Annotated in this window: 13 protein-coding genes; all 13 read right to left on the reverse strand. The window is 56.0% G+C overall.

Features of this window, described 5'->3' with window-relative positions; genetic code table 11:
* Nucleotides 1-254 precede the first annotated feature (254 nt).
* Nucleotides 255-620: a hypothetical protein gene (locus tag X771_RS136100; protein WP_031203423.1), complete on the reverse strand. Its 366-nt coding sequence runs from the start codon at nt 618-620 to the stop codon at nt 255-257.
* Nucleotides 621-769: 149 nt separating this feature from the next.
* Complete coding sequence (locus X771_RS136095; protein WP_023690624.1) at nt 770-2,164, reverse strand: hypothetical protein; 1,395 nt, start codon at nt 2,162-2,164, stop codon at nt 770-772.
* Nucleotides 2,165-3,820 (reverse strand): VPA1262 family N-terminal domain-containing protein, encoded by a 1,656-nt coding sequence (locus X771_RS1000000168565; protein WP_156936065.1) that lies wholly within the window; start codon nt 3,818-3,820, stop codon nt 2,165-2,167.
* 242 nt (nt 3,821-4,062) lie between these two features.
* On the reverse strand, nt 4,063-4,974 hold the full coding sequence (locus X771_RS0135555; RefSeq protein ID WP_031203425.1) for a hypothetical protein: 912 nt from the start codon (nt 4,972-4,974) through the stop codon (nt 4,063-4,065).
* A gap of 3 nt (nt 4,975-4,977) precedes the next feature.
* Nucleotides 4,978-5,613 (reverse strand): glucosaminidase domain-containing protein, encoded by a 636-nt coding sequence (locus X771_RS136080; RefSeq protein WP_023690628.1) that lies wholly within the window; start codon nt 5,611-5,613, stop codon nt 4,978-4,980.
* An 85-nt stretch (nt 5,614-5,698) separates the two neighbouring features.
* Nucleotides 5,699-6,274 carry a hypothetical protein gene (locus X771_RS136075; RefSeq protein WP_023690629.1) on the reverse strand — a complete coding sequence of 192 codons (576 nt, stop codon included), beginning with the start codon at nt 6,272-6,274 and terminating at the stop codon, nt 5,699-5,701.
* A 9-nt stretch (nt 6,275-6,283) separates the two neighbouring features.
* Nucleotides 6,284-6,919: a hypothetical protein gene (locus tag X771_RS1000000166125; protein WP_023690630.1), complete on the reverse strand. Its 636-nt coding sequence runs from the start codon at nt 6,917-6,919 to the stop codon at nt 6,284-6,286.
* A complete protein-coding gene (locus tag X771_RS136070) occupies nt 6,916-8,172 on the reverse strand; it encodes a glucosaminidase domain-containing protein (protein WP_023690631.1) in 1,257 nt (418 codons plus the stop codon). The genes X771_RS1000000166125 and X771_RS136070 overlap by 4 nt, the downstream gene beginning before the upstream one ends.
* 71 nt (nt 8,173-8,243) lie before the next feature.
* Nucleotides 8,244-9,161, reverse strand: a complete 918-nt coding sequence (locus X771_RS136065) for a hypothetical protein (protein ID WP_156936066.1) — start codon at nt 9,159-9,161, stop codon at nt 8,244-8,246.
* A 528-nt stretch (nt 9,162-9,689) separates the two neighbouring features.
* Nucleotides 9,690-10,190, reverse strand: a complete 501-nt coding sequence (locus X771_RS1000000169620; RefSeq protein ID WP_245262838.1) for a MucR family transcriptional regulator — start codon at nt 10,188-10,190, stop codon at nt 9,690-9,692.
* A gap of 251 nt (nt 10,191-10,441) precedes the next feature.
* Entirely contained in the window at nt 10,442-10,975 is a 534-nt protein-coding gene (locus X771_RS136060) for a hypothetical protein (protein WP_023690633.1), read from the reverse strand.
* 533 nt (nt 10,976-11,508) lie between these two features.
* On the reverse strand, nt 11,509-13,716 hold the full coding sequence (locus X771_RS136055) for a P-loop NTPase fold protein (RefSeq protein WP_084566861.1): 2,208 nt from the start codon (nt 13,714-13,716) through the stop codon (nt 11,509-11,511).
* 649 nt (nt 13,717-14,365) lie between these two features.
* A partial coding sequence (locus tag X771_RS0135570; protein WP_031203432.1) for a PfkB family carbohydrate kinase occupies nt 14,366-14,678 on the reverse strand: 313 nt, incomplete at its 5' end.

Genomic DNA, 14,678 nt, shown 5'->3' on the forward strand with positions numbered 1-14,678 from the left:
AAGCTCGCTCTGCGCCAAGCCGCATGACCAGCATCATGGCCGCCCCTTTTTGCAGAACTTGACGCACACAACCATTTACACATTCGACACCGGCTTGCCTGCATCCAAAAAATACCAGACTCTCACCTGATGAACCGCTTGCGTGAAAGTATTTCAATATCAAGTAGTGAAATCTTTCTACCGTGCTTGTCAGTGCTGGTCAGCAACACGAGACGTTCAAGGCGTCATCACCAACTGCGAGGGCCAAACTGGGATTAATCGCCCTCAATAATCCGTTCACCAACAAGAGAGCGGACGCGATCCAGCCACGGGAAAGAAAGAATTTTTCTCTCGATGCGTAGGTTTTCTGCAGCGAGATATTGGGCCGCGAGAACCTTCAACGTGAAACTCCATCGTGCGACTGCTGCTTCGATAGATGACCTGTCCACACCGCTGCCTTCAAGCGCGAAGACTAGGTCAAAGAATGTGCCGTTGGCTCTAACGTAGGGGCGCAGTAACTCCGACAGGAATTCCAGACGATCTGCTGGTTCGTCTGGAAGGACATCTTTTGCCGAGAGGCAAAAGCGGCGCAGCGCATCGGGCCAGAAGCGATCAGGTGAGGATGCGTGGTCGGTCTGCATAGCGTCCTCCAAGACTTTCCTCAGGGAAAGCCAAAGTTTGCACTTGAGTTCTCCTGATGCAGCTTCCATCGCGAATATGGCCCAAAGTGCCAGGATCTTGCCGACGTCATTTCTCGTGTCCCCGTCCTGAAACCTCCAAGCATGCTCTCTCAGCGGGCGAATCTCGTCCCAGAGGGCTTCCAGTGGTGCACGGGGTTGTTGGCAGACAGTAGGTAGCCGCCTCCAATCCGGCCTACGACACAATCGGGGCTAGAAAGCGCCGACCCCGCTAGGGGATAGGATGGCGCGACAGGGATCAGCACATCCGTCAACGTGGGCGTTAGATCGGCGCCCGGGCTCTGCTGTTGACCCGCAACAGCAAGTACGGCGGCGATACGGTTAATCCGCCGAAGGGGTTGTACTTCGTTGATCCATGCAATGTAGTCGGGACGCGAACGAAGCATCGACGAAAGTTGGCCGATCAAGGTCACCAGTGGGTCTAGAACCGCTTCTTCGCGGTCCTGCCCATTATAGCGCCACGATCCTCCGCGTTCGCCCTCGAGAATAAGGTGCTCAAGCCAACACCAGGCTACCAAGGTCCCATCTTGGCGCTTGGAAAGGCCACCAATCAGGGCGTCCACAAAAATCCGCAGCTCGGACGAGGCTGAATCTATATCGATCACCTGACGGTCGTGGGCCGCCGCTTCTTCCCCCCATGCAATCCGGCGGCATTCTGCGCTGCAGGCTTTCAGCAGACACAGGATGACCATTCCTTGTGGTTGAAAGGTGCCGGCTTGATCGAAAGCGAGCGGCGCAGCGCGAACCAAATCAGGTAGGTTTCTGCCGTGGTTTTCGGCGACCCATTGCTCGACGAAAACGGGGTGGGGCAATTGTCCAAGGTACTCAAGGTATCGAGCCGGGGAAACCCGCCGTGCGATGTCGAATAAGTATCCGTCGCCGAAAAACACGTGACTGTCCAGATGACTCTCCCATGCCTCCTCGACGTCGGGTTTGGCTTGGTAAGATTGGACGGCTCGGGTTATCGTTTCCTGGTGGGCGGAAAGCCCCGAAGCCTCCGGCTTGCTATGGAGTTGTTTCACCAATCGCTCAACCGCTCTCCAGAACCCGTCTTGCGCAGTCTGGTCGGATTTGAGGCGCTCACTTAGCGCACTCATAAACGCGTCCGAAGAGCCCTCGTTGTCCATTGAGAGGAGCACCGGAGGTCGAAATTCGTCTTCTATCAAAGCCTGTGCGAAATTGTCAGCAGCGGCTAAGCCAACTAATTTGGCGAGTAGCCAATGCCCTTGTGGGATTTTCCCTTCTCTCTGATGGAGAAGGCGGAGAGCCTCCGCCAACTTTGGAAGATTTCTGCGCTCAAGATCCTCGGCCAGGTCGACCGTCGAAGGATCGGACGTCAGATCCTCGGAGGGCTGGGAGCCTTCGAGCCCAATTCCCGCTATCCAGGATGCGACGATCGCGCGAAGTTCAGCTGTGTCAGACCTCTCGTCGAGGATCCGCTTTGCCGCGGCAATCCCATCGGCTCGCACCGTTTTCCAATCCGCCATTTACGCCTCCTCCTCCGCGGAAGGCGGGCTCCCTTGGGACAAAGGCTGCGAAGCAAGCCAAACGCGCGCGATCATCAAGCGGATCTGCATGGGGTTTGGCACTTTGATAATGAGTCCCAACCGTTCGCCCAATTCGTTGAAACTTGGTCCGCAATGCCAAACCTCGTCGTCGATAACGAGATATCGATCGTGGATGATCGATTGGTCCTGGCCTGGCATGATGCGAACGACAGGAGTGCGACGTCCGAGTTGCGTCTCTAATCCCTTCAGATCCGCAATTAACTGCAGGCCCTGTTGCACCTGGAAGCCCTGGACTCCGACACTCAGAGTCCTGAGTCCAAGTAGCCCCGTCAATATTCGTGGGGTCACATCGCCATGCGGGTTTTGCAACCCAAACAGGCGCACCTCGCGTGGCCCAAAGAACGGATCGACGAAAATGAGGCGCCTGCGCGCGCGGCGAACCAGATCGACTATGTAGTCTTGGGCCTCCTTCCTTGCGGTCTCAATTTCGGATGGGGCTGACGAATTCGACGACGGGAGCAATCCAAACAAGCGCTGCGCGGCCTCTTCTCGCTGCTCGCGGACGCGACGTTGTATAAGCAGACGGCGCAGGCGCTTGCGGGCGCGATCATCAACAGGACCCCCTACCACCGATGTCTGCACAGGGCTGAGGATCGGAGTCTCATATGTTTGAGGCGGCTTACGTCGTCCGCCTGATGGGACCTCGACCTGTTTGGTTCCGCTATTCACAGCCATTCCTATGTTGATCTGGCCCACCCAGGAGTTTGGCTCGTGAATTCGCAACAGACCTCGTTCCTTACAAACGACAGCCCACCCAACCCGATCTGTGAGCTGGGGGGATTGATAGGTGGCAAATCCGTCTTTTGTGACCGGGATCGACGCTATGCTCGTCCAAGCTTCGGAGCGCCGCTCAACTACGTGTACTGTCAGCGAGGTGAGGTCGGCTGTTCGTGCGCACGTGCGTCTGGGAACGAGGTGAAGAGAAAGCGTTTCTCCGGCGTTGGTTCTTGAGCTCGGAAAAACCCGGCATGACGCGCAGACCGGGTCCGTTGCAAGCAGCGCAAGGCCGCAAAGCCATTCCTCCCGAGTGAATGGATCGAAACCTAGATTGTCCTGGAGCCAAGCACGCGCTTCGACATTAGCTCTGAGCTTCCAAATCGGACCGGCGGGCCGTTCCATTGGGACAAGGCGGTGAATACGGGGACCATCGTGCCATCGCATTGCAAAGGGTGCATCAACCGCAGTGGAGAACCTGCCCCAGTTCGGTTCTCGTGCCAACGCGGGCGCTTTTGCGAGGACGGGCTTCGGGGCTGTCAACGCGATGTTGACCCCGCCGGAAGCAGCTTTCACGTACCAACGTAAGGCGTCGGAACTGGACACCCGCTCAGTTGAAAAGCCCAACGTCCATCCGGGAAGCCCCGGCACGGTCCATGGCTTCTTGCCGGCTTTCCAGCCAGACGGGGCGGTCATGTCAAAGGGATAAAATTCGGCCCAGCCGAACAAAAGATATTGTTGTTTTTCAGCCCTCAATGACGCAATGCGGACCAGTGCTTCGGGGTAGTCGGTCGAAAAACCAGCAAAAGCAGCTTCAACCGAGGAGATATCAGTTTCCGAGACCTCGGCTGGACCTTCCATCTATCTAGCTCCGAGCCATTTTTTGTGGTCACCAGGACCGGTGGGCAAAGAAATCGGCGGAAATTTGTTCGTAAGGTCACGGAATGACGCGTGGGTTTCGACGACAATATCCGCCAGAACTGGTTGCCTTGTCGACGGATAATACCGTGCCTTCGCCTTTGAAAGTTGTGGTGAGCGTACGACCTGTCAGGGCTCCGTATCGAAACGCACCATGCTCACCTCCGCCTCATTAACGGGCTTGCTCACGGCTTGGTCCAGCTTCCGTTGGCAAACACAACCGCATTGAAGAGCTCGTTTGAGGAACCCCTGCAAGCGGATTTGTGCACAGCCGCGGCAACCGTGCGCCAGCCGCCCCCATCTACTGTTCCCGTTAGACCGTCCAGCATCTCAGGTTTGCCGACGTGGTGGCGCCAGGCGCGCCACTGCTCGCGTTCGGCGGCGGCGACCCGTGCTACATTGAACGTGTTGCCGAGGTTGGCGTCGGATTTCGAGACGTCAAGGATCGCTTCGAAGGTGGCCTGCGAGTAGACCCTGTCGTCCCAGTGTACCCCTTGGGTGTCTTTATAGTCGACGGCAACGCCATCGCGGAACCACGTGTGCCTTGGGCGTAGCCAAACGCTAGTCTCATCAAGCGTCCCGCAAGCCCCGTACTTGTTGGAAGAGTTGCAGTAGCTTTCGACGACGCTGCCGACGACCGGGAACTGAGCGCCATTGCTCGATTCGATAGAGTTACGGAGCTTTTCCAGGCACTTCGGCATGGCAGCCGCTGGGGCACCATTCGTCCGGCAGGCATTGATGCTCCAAGATGCGAGTTGCTGAGAAGACGGGTTGAGAACGATCACTTCAGCGTTCAGGGGCGGGAACCTTCCCTTGCCCGCATCCGCTTCCGCGTAGGTACAGCGTTTTGTGGGAAGGCCCTCATAGCCTGGAACTGCAACGTCCCGACAGGCCTTGCCGCCAGTGCCCTCAGTATAGCGACCCTTCGTGGTGCTCGACCAAGCCGTAGTTTCCGAAGCGAAGAAAGGGTCACTGATGGGTAGGGTCGGTTTGGCCCCCTCGGGAGCACATTGAAACTCGGCGAGCGCTGGTGCCGCAGCGGTGAAAAGTACCGAAACTGCTAGAACCAGCGGATACAGGGAACGGATTGGCTTCATGGGTCAGGGCTCCAGGGACCAAAGGCTGCGGCTACCATCGCCGATCGGGTCATCGGCCATACGTCCGACGTACCGGATGTATTCTTCCGGCTTCCAGTTGTAGAGCGGCGCGATCGCCACACGCCAGTTTTGGCCCGCGGTTTTGCGGCTGAGGCCGGATTTTAGATCGGTGCCATAGGCAAGGGTGGCGGCCCTGTAGTGCTTCGAAAGACTAAGGCGCGATGCCACGAAATCGATCGCCTCCCGACGGCTTTTAAAGGCAGGGTATACGTTACCGGCGTCCTCTTTTGGCTGGCACCAGAGCACAAACTTTCCGTGCCCTGCGGCGATCTTATCGCCCGGCCACTTGAAGGCAAGAATGTTGTTGGACTTTATGGCAATGCGGGTCGTTCCGAACCCGGACTCGACAATTGTCATTGCCGCTAGGGCGGGAGCCGGGACCCCCCATTTTCGCTCAGCTTCTATTGCTGCCGAAGACACGTCATCAACAAAAGCCAGCCTGTCGGCCTTGCTCGGAATGCGAATTGGGTTGTAGCACCAGTAGCCAATGCCAGGTCGATCCAACTCATCACCAATCGCAACCGTGGTATAGATTGCGGCTAGGAGAGCGAAGCTGAACAGCGCCGCAGTTCGCATCATTCCCCCTCTTTGAAACGCCCCGTGAGATCTATTCGAACGTACTCCGCAGTGAAGCGCCCAGTTTATAGCAACGCCTCCCCTAAAATTAATTTGCAAGAACCCACTTCCCGCCCTGGCCTTGCAGAATGTAGAACTGCCCGGCTTTCAATTCGAAAGAATTGTCGACGCCGGACGTTGCTACCTTCCCGACAATAGAGTCCGCTCCCGTAACGTCGACAACTTTCACCTCTTCACTCGAAATCGCCAAAAGAGTGTCTGTTCCGTCGACGCTGACTAGCAAATTGAGTGAGGCGTCGGCCGAATTGCAAATGGCAACTTTGTCAGCGATGGGGAAAGTGGACGTCTTCGAAAGCAAGCAAGCACTTAAACCTGATTGGTCAGCTTGGAGGGTTCCTGGGTCCACGCCGTTTAGTTCTCTCGGGAACTGTGCGGAACCGCCAGGTAGAATCAAAATTCCATCCGATCCGCCCAATTCCTGTCCGACACTGTCTGTCACGCCTGGGCCAAACTGTTTCTTGAGGATCAAGGCATCCCTGTTAGTGAGGCGTTCCCCCTTATTCCAAGGAACAACGAACTGACCAATCTCATCGGCATAAAGCGTAGTCGGAATGCCGATCAATGAAATGCACAACAGAGTAAACTGAAACTTCGGCGATGACATTTCGGCACCTCAAAGTGGAGGAGTCTGCTTGGAAGGAACCTTTGCGGGGGCGGGCACATCGCCTGCCTTGGCCTGATCCAGCTGCTTGGCTGCAACAATCTTGTCTGAGAGAATTTGATCTGCGACGTTGACCCTTCCGAAAACGTAGCCAATTATCGCGCCCAGCAAACTGAACACCGGGGCTGTCTGTTGATCGGAATATCCCGCCACAATTAGAAATAGTGCAGCGAATATAACCGTAAGAATAACGAACGATTTTTGAAAATCAGGCGTGAAACCGGTTCTCCAGGCGATCGCAGTCAGGATCAAAGTCATGGATATTAACAAAATGACGGTGCACGCCGTCAAGTAAATTTCCCAAGGGTGTTTCGTCGAGTAGTAGGTCGTCCCATTCGACTTAAATGTCTCAATGACTTTAGGGGGTTGCTGTACGGCCCCTGGTTGATCCGTGACAGTGTTGGCTGGCTTGATATTTTCGGTCTTTTGACTGCCAGGAGGCGGGTTATCCCGGCCTTCGGTCTGAGCTAAAATCCGCTGCGTCTGGAGCGTGGGACTTGCGACGGCATGGACTGTTGGCGAGCCGATGAGAAGGCTGAACGCGAAAAGCGCGACCAGCACCCATTCAATCCGAAAGGGTCTTCTCATGATACGGCCTCCGACGCGGAAGCCCAGTCCCTAACGCCTCGGAGATAGGCTCTTGCGAGCCCTGCCTCTCCGATTGATGCAACCTTCAGGCAGTCGCCTTTGTTCGAACCAAAGAACGGTTCAATCAAGACGCTCGGCACGGTGGCGAGCGCGCTGACGGATCCATAACCTCGATCGCCGGGTTGAAGAGGCTGCAGGCCATTGCCGTTTCGCAATGGGAGTCCGAGAAGGGATTGAATCTGGAGCGCCAAGGGTCGGGCAAGGCCTTGCGCGACACCGTTGCCGGCGCGAAACAAGACCATCGATCCAGTGGCTTCGGGGCTGGCGCTGTTGAAGTGCAATTCGATTGCGCAATCTGCCCCCCAGGCTTGGACCTCGCCGTATACCTGCGCTATCTCGGAGGAGTAGCTGCCTTGACTCACTCGAAGGAATTTCTCTGCAATTACATTGTAATGGGGCGATTCGGCGACAATCTGATCAGCTACAACGCCGTTAAACGCGAATTCGCTTCTCGAGATTGGCGATACCGCAGATGAGCCGGTACTCACGCTGTTGTGGCCGACAACGACGGCGACTCGGATGTTCTTCGTTCCAGGTGCGATGTCATCAGGTGGGGTTGCTACCGGCTTGGGCGGCACTGGTGTGGCCGGCGCTTGGCTGCCACCAAGAAATGATCGAGCCTCATCGAACAGCGACAGGACCTTGATGACATAGTTGGCATCTGCAGCATAATTTGGTGCGATATGCCTGATGTAGCCTGCGCCGTCGTCATTAAATTGCTTCCATCCGTCGTAGGGGCCGCTCTCGATGAAATGCCAATACCCGGCGATGAAGGCATGGACCGACGAGAACAGGCAATAAACCGCATCCTCGTTGTCGGATCCCGTATAGTCGACGGCGCTCGCGTACCCCTCCATCCGAGCGCGATATTTTATCCCGCCGAAATTGAGGGCCTTCATGGCTAAATCACTGTTCCCGCGGTTTGATTCCAAAATCCACTGCGACAGCGACGCTACCTTAAGTTCGACGGGTACTGCATCGTAGGCATTGTACTCCGCGACGAGATCGTTCCACTTTGCGCCGATGGATTTTTGCGGTACAGGATTGGTGTCAGGTGGGATCGGCGCCGCTTGGGTATCTGTCGCCGGATCGTCTTCGCTAGAGCCGGTCGAAACCTCAGGGTAAGTAACCCTAATCGCGTATGCCCCGTTGTCTTTGACGATTTCAACCGAGGCGCCGTCGTCGCTGAACATTTTCGCTCTGGTCTGAGCTTCAGCCAGAGAAAATCCCTTATAGACCCGAACTGCTCCCACAACAAACTCCTCTACTGTAGTGCAACCGTCTTCGACTTACACGGAGTGCTTTTCAAATAAAGATTTGCGCAAGAAACAAGCGCCTCTCGCGCCGATCTGTATGAATTAGATTGAATAACCACCATCAGTTCTGCCGGGCTTAAGAACAAGGATTTCAGATATTTCCTTCGATCCTGATCGATCTTTCCGGCCGCTCCGTTTGGGTATAGGAATTTTATCAAGCTCTGGTAGTTCGTGTCGGCCGACGGCGTAGCCTCCAAAACTGTCTGCGCCTTCTCGTCAGACGAAGCTATCGCCCGCTCGCCCACATCATGAGAGATATTGATTTGTGCATTGGCCATTGTCCCAGCTTGATAATATGTTTCCAAGTCAGACAGGGCGAGGGACAGTGAATACTGTGAGGCGGGAAGGCGAAGCCGCTGATAAATTTGCGTCGCTTGGCGATTTCGATCCAGTTCCATTTGGCTTTCGAGAAGCTGAACAGTCTTGCCCAAAAACACCTTTTGTTCATAGGCAGCTTGCGTGCCTGTCAGACCGGCAGCAACGCTCGTGAGAATATTCTTGGTTCCCACTGGAGCAATCAGAGTGGAGGTTTGAGTAAGCGCAATGTTCGCGACGGAACCTGCCACATCGAGCTGGCTGCTATCGGCCTGGAGCCTTCGTTCGAATTCGGAAAAGTTGAGGTCAATGGCATACATTCGCGCATAGACATAATTATTTCGGTATGAAAATTGCTGATCTTCAGAATACGAGAGGTATGATTGGAAATTTGGCGCTCCAAATTCCTTCTTAAAATCAGAGACTTCTTCATTTACAGAAAATACACGAGGGGGGCTCCCCGTGTAGATAGGGGAACATCCGCTGCTTGCGAATACCAGGACAAGTTTGGAAAACAGACACAAAAGTTTGCGATCTGTAGCTGACCGCATGACGCGTACTCCCCCAAAACCCGAGGGCACATTACGTCGTGTTTAGAATTTCGCAATCTTTTTCTTTTTGGAATTCTTCATTATTTGGATACGGCAGTAGTGACCGTAGAGTCGTTCGCCCCTGCTATTCTCGCGTCGAGCTCCCAGGCGTTAGTCTCTATGCAGGCATTCGGTGCACAGGCCGACTCCATCGGCACGATTCAACACTGTAGCTGTCCGCAGTGAACACACCGCATATCGTTCCGGGGCTCCCGGAAACGTTGGGCTGCACTCCCTCGGTCATGTTCGAGCTGGCTTTGAGCATTCCGGCGACGATTTAGCTCGCTCGCGATCTCTTCAGCGCTAAAGGAAGCCCCAACCTTTTTCATACCTTTGCCTTTCGCCAACCAGCCCACAATGCTTCCCATTCGGAGCAAAACCATCGCTCCCCCACGCGCAGAGCTTACCCGGGTGGCCAAGTAATACTCTTGGCCCGTACGCGATAAATATGCTCGCCGCGTTCGTTAATGTTCCCCTTGATGTCGCAACCTACCTTGCGCACAGTAATCTCGCTCGATGACGCACCAAAGGAGTGAACGACCGGGAGCCGCGGCCGGCTGTCTGCCACGATATAGGCAGTAGATGAAATCCCAAGCAGCGCCAAAACGATTGCAAGACGGGCTTTGAGAGACGTGCGCCACCAACATGCTCGCCATGGCTGAACCGCGTTGCCCATCGCCATCTCCCGGCCGAGAATGCGTCGGCCATAGCAAAGAGTCCAGAAGTTGCACGAGCGGGGAGATTAGACCTTCGAGCGCCGCTTTGCCGGAGACTTCTTGAGAGGTGTTTTGACGGCTGCCTTGCGTCCCAGGCCAGCGAATTTCGAAAGGGCAGACCGCTGGGCGGCATAACTGGGCGACCACCATAGGTAGTCACGGACAAGTCCCATTTGGCTCTATAATCTTTGGGTGTCAGGTCTGGACGCTGAGGTGCCGCCTGAGAGACTTGAATTTTTCCGTCTCCCAAGCAGATAATGTAGTCGGGGAACACCGACCGCCTGGGATTGACCGCCGGAACAAGTTCTGCCTCTGGTGGAGCTGGCGGCTGTTAAATCCCCCCTCAACGCCAAATTAACGCTTGCGATCAAATCCGGAAGACCGGTAACGGCGTGGCGTTTTTCTGGACATAAGCCGCGACAATATCTGCCGTGCCGGCCAACAAATCCATAGTGAGATCACCGCAAACATGTTGCCGATCTCACGAGACGAGGCCGCGTACCTCGTTGATGTATTCTTGTTGCATCACGTTGTCGAATTGGCTGTCGCAGCGGACAACGAGGCCGCCGAATCCCGGCCTTGAGCCGCGCCGCCTGCAACCGGGCCTGCCGGCGCTTTTGGCGGTAGGCCGATCAATACCGTGACCTTTACCGCCACCTCTTCGAGCGTGGCGGTAAGGCGCGTTATGTGTGAAGCGGTTGCGGCCATTTCTGGCCCATAGCGAGTTACGAGGTATTCACGGTTCTGACTGAGGGACTGGAGATGCTTGGCGGTCTTCGCGCGAAGTAGCAATCCCGCTGCTAAGGTATGTTCCGTCCGCGCCGACAGGTCGTGCTGCATTTTGCGAAGCTGATTGGGGTTGTGCCCACGGCGGAGCAAAAGCGCCGTCAGGTAGAGTTCGATCGCGTGTATGGCGCACAGTCTAAACGGCGCTCGAGTAAGCGGCTTGCCGGATCGGCCGAGTTTAAGGAGCTCGGTTGCGGCTCTGCGGTACTCCTCAGCCAGTTCATAAATCTGCTCCGGGGAGGCCAGCTCCCCCGGATATTTGCCCTCTGTCATCGCCCCTACGCAATATGGAATGTTACCGTTTGCGGTAGTAAGCATCCCACGCCAACCCGATATCGGCAAATGTCCATTCGCGCCGCCGGCCGTAAGCGGGGGGTTGGCGAGTAAAACACTCGTGCAGGCCGGTTTGCCTCTGGAACTTCATGAACCACGCCGTGGATCTTGGCTTTCCGCGTGAGGTAACCTGAATCCGCGGACCAGCCCGCTGTCTGCCCACTGGTCATGGGGATTGGAAAGGGAAGCCGGTTCGGTCAGGTAGCTTCGGAGCTTCTGTAACGTAGCATCTTCGGGCGACTGGCGAAGATCAGCGTGGAGCTCGGCTACGGCGAGTGCCGCCCCTTGTCTCCCAGCGTCCGTCAGCATGTCAGGCAATTGCGTGCTGGTCAGCACCAGCGCTTGCAGGGCTTCCATAAGCCGTACTTTCTTTTGGTGGGATTTGCAGCCGAAACCGCCGTTGGTGCATTGCGTCACAGTCAAAAAATGACGTTAAGCGCTGATGTCAGAAAAATCCGCGGTAAAAAGGCGTTTCAGAATTGCTTCCCTTCGTCGATAAGCTTCATGATCTTAGTAGCGGCCTCTTTGAATCTAGGTTTCGACGCGAGTGCCTTTATTCGCCCTGTTGCCTGCTCGTAGTCAAGAAATGGCTCGATATTTTGTCTAGACAGCACCGTGACGATTCCCCTATCACTGCTGTTGATCTGAGAGGTGAGCCCTTCAAGAGTTTGTAAAAGCCCCTCGTCCGATTTGCTGTGAGTGCCCAACAACCGCCGGGGGCCTTCCTCATCGCCGGCTTGCTGCCATGCGAAGAGAAGGCTTAGCGGGCGAGGAGAGTGCAAAATGTGTTTGAGGGTCATTGCATTGTACCGCGAGAGCATGATGCGGATAACGTCATCCACCTGCTGCTCCGTTGCCAATACCCAGTCGCTCTCGTTACGACTCCGATCTCCGAACCGGCCATGGGCAAAAATCTCATGCCGAAACACAAAAGTAAGCCATCCGATTGCAGCGCCCTCTGCGAACATGTCACGGGTTGTGGTACTGCGTTGAGCGGGTTTCAGCCGCGCCAAAAGCAGGGCTACGAGCGGAAGCGTCCTGTCCCACAATGAACTGAAAGCAAACCCGTCGAACGGACGAAGACGGTATGCCTCGTCCATGCTGTTCGCCAAGGCCATAAGAAGGTTTCGACATTGCTTCCCGTTTAACAGTTCGTAGGCGCCACCTTTCATCCGCTCGATCATCAAGTCAGCCTTGGTGAGAGTTCCGGCCGCATTTTGGCTTTGCAACGTCAACAGCACCGCTGTCGTTTTATCGGGACCAACTGTCAGTGCGTCCCGCAAGGCATCGAAATCACTTTGCGTCAGAGCGTGGGATGGTATGGCCATCGCGAAGTAGAACCTGTAGTGGTCGGGGCTGGCCAGGCGCCGACCTTGAATCGCCTCATCTCTCGTTCGGTCGTCAACTCTTTCGAAAAGCTGGAATGCAGGTCCGGCTTTTGAGAAGTTCGGGGTAACGCCAGCAAGCTGTTCTGAGAAAGCATGCCGATAGAGATGGTCGTCAAAGACGTTTTTGCCGGCTGCGGCCTCAAGTGAATCCACCTGCTGGCTTTTCTCCGCTTCATCCACCCGGGCCGTTCCCAAGGACAGGGCCGCCGCCGTTCCGCAGTATTCTTCGATCCATCGATACAACGCCGGATTGCCGTCTTTAATCAGTTGCAGCCAGACCAGATCCGCCAGATCGGCGCCAATTCCCCGGAGAGAGGGCCAAAAGAAACGAACTGAATCTAATGCCCGAACCACCGATCTAGGAGTCCGCAATTGCCGGCCGCCCTCGTGATCGATGACCTTGCGTAGCCGCTCGCGCTCGTCCTCATCCTTAGCTGTTCCAATTTGTTGTAGTGCCTCGGCAAACCACTGGCGTAATTGGAAAGCCTCCGGCTTGGGCACCATCACGGTCAGTTGGACGATCTTCTCGAGAAAAGCCCCGCCGTTCTGGACACTGGCGGCTTCCTGAATGCTATGTGCCAGCACTTCGCTATCATAGCAGAGCAGATAGATTACGTTCGGAAGATCGACAACAGACCTTACCAGGCGCAGAATTTCCAAAATTTCAGTTGGTTCCAACCGATCCACGTCATCAATGGTGACGACAAAACGGTGACCAAGATCGCGCAACGACGCGACAAGTTGGTCCTTGAGAGTGGCCAACTGAGGATCGGCTTGTTTTCCGGCCATGTCGCCTGCGGCTTTCAGGCCTTTGCCCGCGAGCTTAATCGCGCCAATCCCTGCAAAATCCCCTGCAACTTCAATGAGTCCTCCAGCCTTGCTTAATCCGCCCATGAAGCTGCGCAGGGCTTTGCCGGCGTTTTTAGCCTTTTTGATTGAGATTGGCGTAGCGTCCCCAGCTGCGAGAGCCAGTCGATCCAACTGGTTGGAAAACTCGCCGAAAAGGCCAACGATCAGGGCGTCCCGATTGCCGATCAGCCAAGGTCGAAAATGAATGACTGTCGGCCTTCCCTCGGGAGGTAGGTTGCCGAGCTCATCGCCGACCAAAAATAGCAGGCTCGATTTTCCAGAACCCCAAGCCCCCTCAAGTCCGACGACTAGGCCGTCCTCAGATGCCCGGTCGACCAATGACGTAGCAATACGCTTGGCCACCCCTCGGAAGCCAAGTTTATCTTGATCGCCCGCGCCTAAGGCGCGGTCGCCTCGAACCGAGTAACTTTCAGAAGATGACATGGTATAATCTAGCCTGATATCGATGGAGATTTGTATCTTATTTCATCGGCTAAAGGGTTAAGTATTCGTCGTCGGAGCCTATATGCCGAGCAGGGCGCCGAGTCTTTCGGTGACGGGGCGCAAGGGATCGACGAGACCAAGGTCGTAGATCATGGTCGTTGTTCCAGATTTCCCTTGGGGTCAACGTAGTGGGATACGGCTTCGTGCGACACGCCCTGGCGGGTCAGCATGAGGAGATCGCAATCCGCTTAAGATCGTAGAGCTGGAAATACTCCGGCACACCGGGAGGGCCTTAAACCGCTCCAGCCCCTTACGGAAATTGTCGCGGGGCTTGGTCTGGTCGGTATGGGACGGGAACAGCAGCTTGCGGAGGCGCTGGGCCTGCACCATGTCGGCAACCCGGGAATGGATCGGCACCGAACGATAGGCATACTCGTAAAGCTGAGCTTCTGGAAAATGCCGGTGGCGATCTCGATGACGGTGATGCCGTCAAGGCAAGCCCGCCTTGCACCGCTCTTCCAGCGAGCTTCACGGCAGCAGGATCAGTCAGTTCTCCGAAGCGAATGGCTGTCGCTATCAGCGAGCTTTGACACAGTTCCGCCACTGCGATGATCGCGTCAGTAGGGCGGCTGGTTAGTTGCCCGTGCATCTACAGCAACCCAGCCCGTTCCGCCTCGCGGCGCAAATTCTGCCTTGGCCTTGGGCCGATCTGCTGGATCACCAGGCCGGCCGCCAGCGAGCCAAGGTCGCCGCAGGTCTTGAGGTTGTGGCCCTGCGTGTAGCCATGCAGGAAACCGGCGGCGTAGAGGTCGCCGGCGCCGGTGGTGTCGACCAACTCCTTGATGGCGGTCGCCTCGATGACCACGGTCTCCTCGCCACGCACGATCACCGAGCCTTTTTCGGAGCGGGTGACGGCGGCAATCTTGCAGTCTTTGCGGATAGCCGCCAGCGCCTCGTCGAAG

Origin of the sequence: Mesorhizobium sp. LSJC269B00, from assembly GCF_000502815.1 — a bacterium.
Taxonomy (GTDB): Bacteria; Pseudomonadota; Alphaproteobacteria; order Rhizobiales; family Rhizobiaceae; genus Mesorhizobium.